An 8,196-nucleotide genomic window follows, 5' to 3' on the forward strand; every position below is an offset into this window, starting at 1 on the left:
AGGTCATGAACACGATATCTCTAACGCACCGCCCGCAGAGCCCGTTTACACCGTTCCCAAATTCAACAGCCTGCTAGAGTCACGAGTGCTCCCAATTAGCGAACAATCGAATGGCGCGAGAATGACCTCGTACGCAGAAATATATTTGAAAGATTTTCACTGCCGCCGGGCAGGAGCAACGCGTCGAGCCTACGGTAATCGACCTGCACGATCTGCGCAGGCAGCATACCCCTCCTCCTATCACGCACTGGCGAATCGTGTACCGAATGACGCGATGTCGCGGACTGTGCTCGATCTGGCATGTGGTGATGGGCCATTGCTGCAAATTCTGAACGACAGGGGGCATGCAGCAACGAAGCTAATTGGCATAGACATGAGCGATGGCGAGTTGAACCTGGCTCGGCGAATATTGCCGCACGAAATACGATTGCTTAACGAGCGTGCACAAGAAGTGTCGCTCGGTAGCGGCTCGGTAGACTACGTGCTGTCGCACATGGCTCTCATGTTGATGGACGATATCGAACAAGTTGTTCGAGAGATTCACCGGGTATTGCGTGACGGCGGCAGCTTTTCCGCTATCGTCGGGCGGAGCTTTTTGACTGGCAAGGTCGGCGAAGTATTTTTGGACATCTTCAAGCCAATCGCGAAGGATCAGCTCACAGAGTTGCGGCTCGGTGATGCGCGCACACGCAGTGAAGCGGGGTGGCAAGAACTATTAAAGCCCGATTTTGTTGATGTGGCTTTTGAAGACATCGAAATCGACTGGGCACCTACACCCGAGCAGCTGTGGTTGGACATGCTGGACACCTACGACGCCGACCGGATGTCGGAAGCGGCGCGCGTACAGTTCAAAAGTGAACTGTTGTCGGCGCTCGCGCCCATGCAAAGCGAAGACGGTACGTTGCAAACTGGATGGGGCCTGCGTCTTGTTCAGGCCACTGCTGCCTAGATGCTCGCTCGTCCAGCGATACAAAACGCATGATTCCGCTGTCGGCCATGAGTAGTCATTGGCCCGCGATAGAATTTACGTCCGTTAGCCGGCGGTAAGCGGACCGAGGTGCGGTGACTCGGTCCGGTATTGGATTGTGTGTCGGCCGTACACTTAAGCCGCCGCGGGTCACCCTTCCGCATGGGCGAGGCGTGCCAGCCCGAGGCCCTCGAGCACCTGCGCCTGAATCGCTGCTGCTTGAGCGTTGAGGGCGTCCGCGCCGAATGACTGCCCCACGACCAAACGCGCGGGGCGCGTGCTGTTCTCTTGTTCGACGAGCTGCACGATTGCGTCGGCGACGTCGTGCGGATTCGGCGCGTGGTCGCTCGCGAACAGCGCCATCAATGTCTGTAACATCTTGTCCGGAATCGCACCGGCTTCACCGTAGCCGGGCGCGCGGGCGGCATCGGCGGGCAACTGCGCGCTCGCGAAAATATTCGTCGGATAGTTACTCGGTTGAACGAGAACCACGTCGACGCCCAACGTCGACAGCTCATAGCGGTAGCTGTCGGTCAAAGCTTCAATCGCGAACTTCGATGCGCCATAGAGACCGAAGAACGGAAACGTCACGCGGCCGAGGATCGAGCCAATGTTCACTATCAGGCCTTCGCGCTGCTTCCTGAAGGTCGGTAGGACTGCCCTCAACATTCGCTGGATACCGAATACATTCACGTCGAAGAGGGCCTGTACCTGTGTTGTGGTAAACGCCTCGGAAATACCGGCTGATCCGATCCCGGCGTTGTTCACGAGGACGTCGAGACGCCCGGCATGCTCGAGCACGGACGCGACGCCGCGCTCGACTGACGCATCGTCCGTCACGTCGAGTTCGACGACGTGCACGCCTTTCGCTCGAAGGGCATCGGCATGCGGCTGGTTTCGGCCCGCGATGTCTCGCATCGACGCGAATACGCGGTGCCCAGCAGCCGACAGCGTTTCCGCCGTGTCGCAGCCGAAGCCGCTGCTCGCCCCGGTTATCAGAATATTGTTAGGCATGTTGAGTGTTTCCCGGAAAAAGTTAGAGAGCCGCGACTGACCCCGTATGAATACGTTCGATGCGGTTGAGATGAAACGTGCGGCGTAGTCGGAAACCCAGGCGCTCATACAACCGAATCGCGGAAGCGTTGTCGCTGAATACATGCAGAAAAGGTGTTTCGCCGCGCTTCTCGATTTCCCATTGCAGGGCGCTCATCAGTCGCGCGGCATGCCCCTTGCCGCGATGCGCGTCATCGACGCAAACGGCGCTGATCTCGACGTATCCGTCGATGTGCATTCGTTCGCCGGCCATGGCAACGAGATGCCCACGTTCGCGAATTCCGATGTAATTGCCCATGGCGATAGTCCGTTCGCTGAAGGGGCCTGGCTTGGTTTTCCGGGCTAGTTCGAGCATATCGCTCGCATCGGCGGCGCCCAACTGACCGATTTCGTCGTTATCCGTCCTTCCTGCTTGGCGATGCGAAGCGATCATCTGATGGATCACGCCGACATGCGTCGTTTGAAATCCGTCGACTGGACCAATTCGTTCGACAGACAGTAACGCGACCTGCTCGTGAGGCCGCAAAAGCTGTTGGAGCGCCTGGTAAGCGGAACTCGTTTCGGTGGCCAGCGCAGCAAAAGGCGCGACGTCGGGATGGTATCGACGCGCGAGCGCGTCGCCTTGTCCCAAGTGCGCCTGCTTCGTTGTGAGGGCCGACCAGACGGGATGGTCGAGGCCAGCAAGTTCCCTATCGCTCATGCTCTTCCCCTTTGCTAGGCGGCTGAAATCTTCGCCTCATTGCCGTGCAGTCTAGGTTTTCCCCGGAAAACTGGCTATAGTCGTAAATGACATTAATAGATGCGTTTACGACATGAGATTGTCTATTCTGGCGCTTGAGGGGTTATTCGACACCGGCCTGACGGTGCTGCTAGATACGTTCGCGATGGCCAACGAACTGGCTGATGCGCAGGGCTTTGCCGCCCCGCCTTTCGACGTCGAGGTGGTTGGCGTGCGCAGGCGCGTCCGTACCGCGCATGGACTGTCCATGCCGGTGGAACCGGCAGGCAGCGTACGCCGCGCCGACTGGGTGGTCGTGCCCGCGCCGGGTATCAGACAGCCGGAGCGCCTGACGGAGGCGCTACAACGTCCAGACGTGCGTGATGCAATCGCGTACCTTCGTGCGTGGCATGCTGAAGGCGTCGGCGTTGCCGCTGCTTGTATCGGGACGTTCGTGCTGGCGGAAGCCGGGCTTCTGGATCATCGCGAGGCGACGACCACCTGGTCGCTCTCACCCTTCTTTCGTCAACGTTATCCGGCAGTCGATCTGAATGATTCACGCATGGTCGTCGCCTCGGACCGCCTGGTCACGGCAGGATCGGCCATGGGCCATCTCGACCTTGCGCTGTGGTTGCTGCGTAAAGCCAGCCCCGAACTGGCCACGCTCGTTGCGCGCTTCATGCTGATCGACAAGCGTTCGTCGCAGGCTGAATACATCATTCCGGATTACCTTGCGCACGCGGATCCGTTGGTCTCGCGCTTCGAGCGATGGGCTCGCCAGAATCTTTCCGCAGGTTTTTCGCTTCAGACGGCGGCAGCTGCATTGGCCGTCGGACCACGTACGTTGCAGCGCCGTACCGAGGCCGTGCTCGGGAAGTCGCCGTTGGCGTTCTTCCAGGATCTCCGAATCGAGTGCGCGCAGAATCTCGTGTCGATGGGTTACAACCTGGAGACGATCGCAAGCGAGGTCGGCTACGCGGATTCCGCGACGTTGCGGGCCTTGTTGCGTCGCAGGCTCGGCCGGGGGGTGCGGGAATTGCGTGCCGATAATCGGTAGTGTTCTCGGTACGGAGCGGCTTTGCTTCGCCAACGGCGAGCGCCGCGGCCGCGAAGGCCGCCGCTAGACCGGCAGCCGCGTCGTCGCATGCGGTGAATGGCGACGCATGGTAGCGTAGGTCGCGCCGGGACGGCATTAGTGCATGCCGACGCTGCCGTGAATGCCCGTCAGTTCGACCATGAAATCCAGGAACGCGCGCGTCTTTGCCGGCACGTGATGCCGAGACGGGTAGTACGCGTATAACGGATACCGCTCGTCGGCCCATTCGGGAAAGAGATTGATCAACCGGCCGTCGGCGATCAGCGGCTCGGCACCGAGCAGCAGCATTTGCGCAATGCCGGAACCGGCGAGGCATGCATTGAGCAGCGCGCCCGGATCGTTGACCGTCAGGCGCCCCCGTGTGTCGACCACGATGCGTTTGCGCCGGCGATGGAATTCCCACGCGAACGGCTTGCCTGTTTCCGGGTTGCGAAATTCCAGGCAGCGATGGCCGCGGTTTTCGAGGTCCTGGGGTTTGGCCGGCCGCCCCCGGCGCGCGATGTACGAGGGCGCCGCGACCGTCACGATGCCGGTATCGAGCAGCTTTCTCGCGATCAGGCTGGATGCCCGCGGTTCGCCGAATCGCACGGCGAGGTCGAAGCCGTCCATGACGAGGTCGCCCACGCTGTCTCGCGCGATGAGCTCGATTTCGAGTTCGGGATGCGTGTCCATGAACGCATCGAGTCGTGGCCCGAGAATGGCCCGGTAGACGACGGGATCCAGATTGATCCGCAGCTTGCCGCGCACTGCGGAGGCGCCGCCTGCGGCCGCCGCGGCGGCTTCCTCCAGCCCGGCGAGATGGGGCATGACCTGCTCGTAAAAGCGGCGACCCTCTTCGGTCAACGACACCGACCGCGTCGTTCGGTTGAACAGCCGGATGTTCAGCTTTCTTTCCAGCCGCGCAATCGCACGACTGACGCCCGGCGGCGTCATACCTATCACGTCGGCGGCAGCCGAAAATGTCCCGGCATCGACCACGGCGGCGAACACGCTGATGCTGCCGGACAGTTTCTCGCTACGGGATCTCATGGTTGTTCGAGTGAATACGGTGGCGGATCGCGCGCGACCCACTGAAAGCCGACACGCCGACGCCACGCAGCCTAGCCGTGCCGGGCGTCTGCGTCGATGATATCGAATTGATGACGCACTGTTACTTATCTTATGCCATCCATGTCGTTTTGTTTTGGTCCGCGTTTGTCCAGAATGCGACCGACGTATTCACACGTGGAGAACGAGCAATGTATGCAATTACAGGAATTACCGGCCAGGTCGGCGGCGCACTGGCCCGCGAACTGCTGGCCTCGGGCCGGACGGTGCGCGCAGTCGTGCGCGACGCGACGCGAGCGGCGGCGTGGGGGGAGCGCGGGTGCGAAGTTGCGACGGCTTTCATGGAAGACCCTTCGTCGCTCGCCGACGCATTCGCTGGGGCGACGGGCGTTTTCATCCTGCCGCCGCCGGTGTTCGATCCGGCGCCCGGGTTTCCTGAAGCGCGGAAGGTGATCGAGGCCTTGTCTGCCGCGCTGTTGAAGGCGCGCCCCGAAAGGGTCGTCAGCCTGTCGACGATCGGCGCGCAGGCTGATGAGCCCAATCTGCTCACACAACACACGCTGATGGAGCAGGCGTTACGCGAGATGCCGATGCCGGTGACGTTCCTGCGGCCCGGCTGGTTCATGGAGAACGCCGCGTGGGATGTGGCGTCCGCGCGCGACGATGGCGTCGTCGCCAGTTACCTGCAGCCGCTCGACAAGCCCGTGCCGATGGTCGCCACCGCGGACGTAGGCCGCGTTGCGGCAGAACTGCTGCAGCAGACGTGGCGCGGGGTGCGTGTCGTCGAGCTCGAGGGGCCGCGCCGGGTGAGTCCCAACGATCTCGCGCTGGTCTTCGCTCGCGTTTTGGGCCGGGACGTGCGCACGGAAGCCGTGGACAGGCGAACATGGGAAGCGCTGTTTCGCGCGCAGGGCATGAAGCATCCACTTCCCCGCATGCGCATGTTGGACGGCTTCAACGAAGACTGGATTGATTTCGAAAGCGATCCTGACGAAATCTTGCGCGGCTATGTCGCGCTGGACACGGTTCTGGGCGAACTGGTGTCGCGTACGGTCTGATTGAATTCGGCGGGCGACGCGTGACGAGCTTTCGCTACGCCCGCCCATGCATCGGCTTTCCGGTCAGACGGATAGTGGTTTCGCTGTCGAAAGAGTGTCGTAAATGTCGCTATTAATGTCATTTATGACTATAGCGAGTGGCCTTGTCACGAGTCTAGACTGCGAAGCATTTCCGGCATCCGCAGATATGTCCTGTACCTAGTCCGATAGAGGTCAATCCGATGACGTTTTCGCCAGAACTTCACCTACTGACGCTGATCGCGATCGCGACGCTGCTGATGTGGATCCCTTACATGCTGGCGAGAATCGTCACGCGTGGCGTGATGGCGGCCGTGAGCAATCCCGATCCGTCCTTCGCGCCCGATCCGCCGTGGGCGGAGCGCGCACGGCGCGCGCATGCGAACGCGATCGAGAATCTCGCCGTGTTCGCCCCGCTCGTCTTGATGTGCGCAATGACGGGCGCGAGCAGCCCGGCGACGGTGTTCTCGGCGAGGCTCTATCTGGGGGCGCGGCTGGTTCACTACGTCGTCTACGCCGCCGGCATTCCGGTTGTTCGCACGATCGCTTTCCTGACCGGTTTCGCGGCGACGCTCACGTTCGCTGTCGCGCTGCTCGGCCATGTGAGCTGACTGCTACCCGCCTGGTCTTGCCCGTTCGCTTAATTCAGAGGTCGATATGAAATCCACTCCCGGCAGCATCCTCGACACGATCGGCAACACGTCGCTCGTACCGCTACGACACGTTGTCCCGAAGAACGGCGCACGCTTGTTCGTCAAGCTCGAAAGTCAGAATCCGACCGGCAGCATGAAGGACCGGATCGCGCTCGCGATGATAGAAGCGCCCGAGCGCGATGGTCGGCTGAAGCCGGGCGGCGCGGTGGTCGAATACACCGGGGGCAGCACGGGCGTGTCGCTCGCGCTGGTCTGCGCCGTCAAGCGGCATCCGCTGCATCTGGTTTCATCGGAGGCGTTCTCGAAGGAGAAACTCGATCACATGCGCCTGCTTGGTGCGAAGCTGACCCTCGTCCCGAGCGACAACGGCAAGCAAACCGAGAAGCTGACGAAGGATATGATTCGCGAAGCCCATCGGATTGCCGGCGAGACGGGCGCATACATTACCGCGCAGATGGAAAACACCGATCAGCTCGACGCCTATACGAAGATGGCCGACGAGATCTGGGAGCAGACCGGCGGCCGTCTCGACGGTTTCGTCCAGAGCGTCGGCACGGCTGCGTCGCTGCGCGGCATTTCGCGGCGCTTGCGCGAGCATGACGCACGCATCCGGATCGCCGGTGTCGAGCCGGCCGAATCGGCGGTGCTGTCGGGCGGGCCGACTGGGGCGCACAAGATCGACGGAATCGGCGCCGGCTATGTCGTGCCGCTTTGGCGGGACGGCATAGCCGATGAACTCGAGCGCGTCTCCACGGAGGACGCGAGAGCCATGGCGTTCCTATTGGCCGCCGAGGAAGGGCTGTTCTGCGGTACGTCGACCGGCGCCAACGTAACCGGCGCATTGCGACTCGCCGAACGGCTTGGCCCGGACGCCACGATCGTGACAGTCATGTGCGACACCGGCATGAAGTATTTGAAGTCGTTCGCGCAAACGATGTGCTGATGCACCTTTGATACATCGTAGCGCTTTGCTCTGAACGGCACGCCTGCGTTCGCGACGCGTGTCCCAATACCTCATCTTTATCTCGGAGAAGTCGCTTCGCAGTACGCATGCGATGTCCTGGTCAATCGAAGCGATCGCACGTCCGCGACGATGAGCGGAAGCTGATCAATCATTGAGCAGGGCGCGTCAGCAGAGGCAAATCAACTGGCGGTTGTATCCATGGCCCCGATCGCCGGTTCGACTGCCGTGCGGTTCTGCCGCTCGCCGATTGCGAGCGGCCGCCGAAACTACCGACGATCCAGCCTTTGTTAACCGGTTCGCTCCACGTCGTCGTGACGCGCGACATGCCAAGACTTTCCGCGAGCGTGCGCGTCGCGGGCAGGCACGTGCAAGCTGCAACGTAGGGAATGTCGCTTCGTAAATGGCGGTAGCTGACCCGCCAGTAGGCTGCGCTCTCTACGGTGTGGCTTCAGCGTCTTCTATCGCTCGCAAAGCAGCCGTAAGTTTCTATCAGCGGAGCGTCCGGCTAGGGTCGGCCAGCGACGTCCACGGAAAACCATGAGGAACATCGGGTAGGGAGAGGGGTCACCCCCTCAGCCCTCCCACACCACCGTACGTGCGGTTCCGCATACGGCGGTTCATC

At 61.5% G+C, this 8,196-nt stretch carries 8 protein-coding genes; 5 read left to right on the forward strand and 3 right to left on the reverse strand.

Going from position 1 to position 8,196, the window contains the following annotated elements:
* Nucleotides 1-949: class I SAM-dependent methyltransferase (locus tag J8I35_RS34075; protein WP_348522297.1), on the forward strand; the 949-nt coding region annotated here is incomplete at its 5' end.
* Nucleotides 950-1,117: 168 nt separating this feature from the next.
* Here the strand turns inward: J8I35_RS34075 and J8I35_RS34080 are convergent.
* Nucleotides 1,118-1,981 carry an SDR family oxidoreductase gene (locus tag J8I35_RS34080; protein ID WP_209929355.1) on the reverse strand — a complete coding sequence of 288 codons (864 nt, stop codon included), beginning with the start codon at nt 1,979-1,981 and terminating at the stop codon, nt 1,118-1,120.
* A 22-nt stretch (nt 1,982-2,003) separates the two neighbouring features.
* Nucleotides 2,004-2,720 (reverse strand): GNAT family N-acetyltransferase, encoded by a 717-nt coding sequence (locus tag J8I35_RS34085; RefSeq protein WP_209929356.1) that lies wholly within the window; start codon nt 2,718-2,720, stop codon nt 2,004-2,006.
* Nucleotides 2,721-2,832: 112 nt separating this feature from the next.
* On the opposite strand from J8I35_RS34085, the gene J8I35_RS34090 reads away from it, so the two are divergent.
* Nucleotides 2,833-3,795, forward strand: coding sequence for a helix-turn-helix domain-containing protein (locus J8I35_RS34090; protein ID WP_209929357.1), 963 nt, complete (start codon nt 2,833-2,835; stop codon nt 3,793-3,795).
* A 135-nt stretch (nt 3,796-3,930) separates the two neighbouring features.
* On the opposite strand, the gene J8I35_RS34095 is transcribed toward J8I35_RS34090, so the two are convergent.
* Nucleotides 3,931-4,863: a LysR family transcriptional regulator gene (locus J8I35_RS34095; protein ID WP_209929362.1), complete on the reverse strand. Its 933-nt coding sequence runs from the start codon at nt 4,861-4,863 to the stop codon at nt 3,931-3,933.
* Nucleotides 4,864-5,072: 209 nt separating this feature from the next.
* On the opposite strand from J8I35_RS34095, the gene J8I35_RS34100 reads away from it, so the two are divergent.
* The 3 genes from J8I35_RS34100 (at nt 5,073) to J8I35_RS34110 (ending at nt 7,553) form a co-directional block, all read left to right on the forward strand.
* Nucleotides 5,073-5,939, forward strand: a complete 867-nt coding sequence (locus J8I35_RS34100; RefSeq protein WP_209929358.1) for an NmrA family NAD(P)-binding protein — start codon at nt 5,073-5,075, stop codon at nt 5,937-5,939.
* Between the two features lie 221 nt (nt 5,940-6,160).
* Nucleotides 6,161-6,568: an MAPEG family protein gene (locus tag J8I35_RS34105; protein ID WP_209929359.1), complete on the forward strand. Its 408-nt coding sequence runs from the start codon at nt 6,161-6,163 to the stop codon at nt 6,566-6,568.
* A 46-nt stretch (nt 6,569-6,614) separates the two neighbouring features.
* Complete coding sequence (locus J8I35_RS34110) at nt 6,615-7,553, forward strand: cysteine synthase family protein (protein ID WP_209929360.1); 939 nt, start codon at nt 6,615-6,617, stop codon at nt 7,551-7,553.
* The last annotated feature ends 643 nt before the right edge of the window (nt 7,554-8,196 follow it).

The sequence above is a fragment of the Burkholderia sp. CpTa8-5 genome (assembly GCF_017815045.1).
GTDB classification, from domain to species: domain Bacteria; phylum Pseudomonadota; class Gammaproteobacteria; order Burkholderiales; family Burkholderiaceae; genus Burkholderia; species Burkholderia sola.

Bases quoted from the DNA above. Each gene is read 5' to 3' on its own strand.
- J8I35_RS34085 (WP_209929356.1), bottom strand. From the start codon at position 2,720: ATGAGCGATAGGGAACTTGCTGGCCTCGACCATCCCGTCTGGTCGGCC.
- J8I35_RS34095 (WP_209929362.1), bottom strand. From the start codon at position 4,863: ATGAGATCCCGTAGCGAGAAACTGTCCGGCAGCATCAGCGTGTTCGCC.
- J8I35_RS34090 (WP_209929357.1), top strand. From the start codon at position 2,833: ATGAGATTGTCTATTCTGGCGCTTGAGGGGTTATTCGACACCGGCCTG.
- J8I35_RS34105 (WP_209929359.1), top strand. From the start codon at position 6,161: ATGACGTTTTCGCCAGAACTTCACCTACTGACGCTGATCGCGATCGCG.
- J8I35_RS34110 (WP_209929360.1), top strand. From the start codon at position 6,615: ATGAAATCCACTCCCGGCAGCATCCTCGACACGATCGGCAACACGTCG.
- J8I35_RS34080 (WP_209929355.1), bottom strand. From the start codon at position 1,981: ATGCCTAACAATATTCTGATAACCGGGGCGAGCAGCGGCTTCGGCTGC.
- J8I35_RS34100 (WP_209929358.1), top strand. From the start codon at position 5,073: ATGTATGCAATTACAGGAATTACCGGCCAGGTCGGCGGCGCACTGGCC.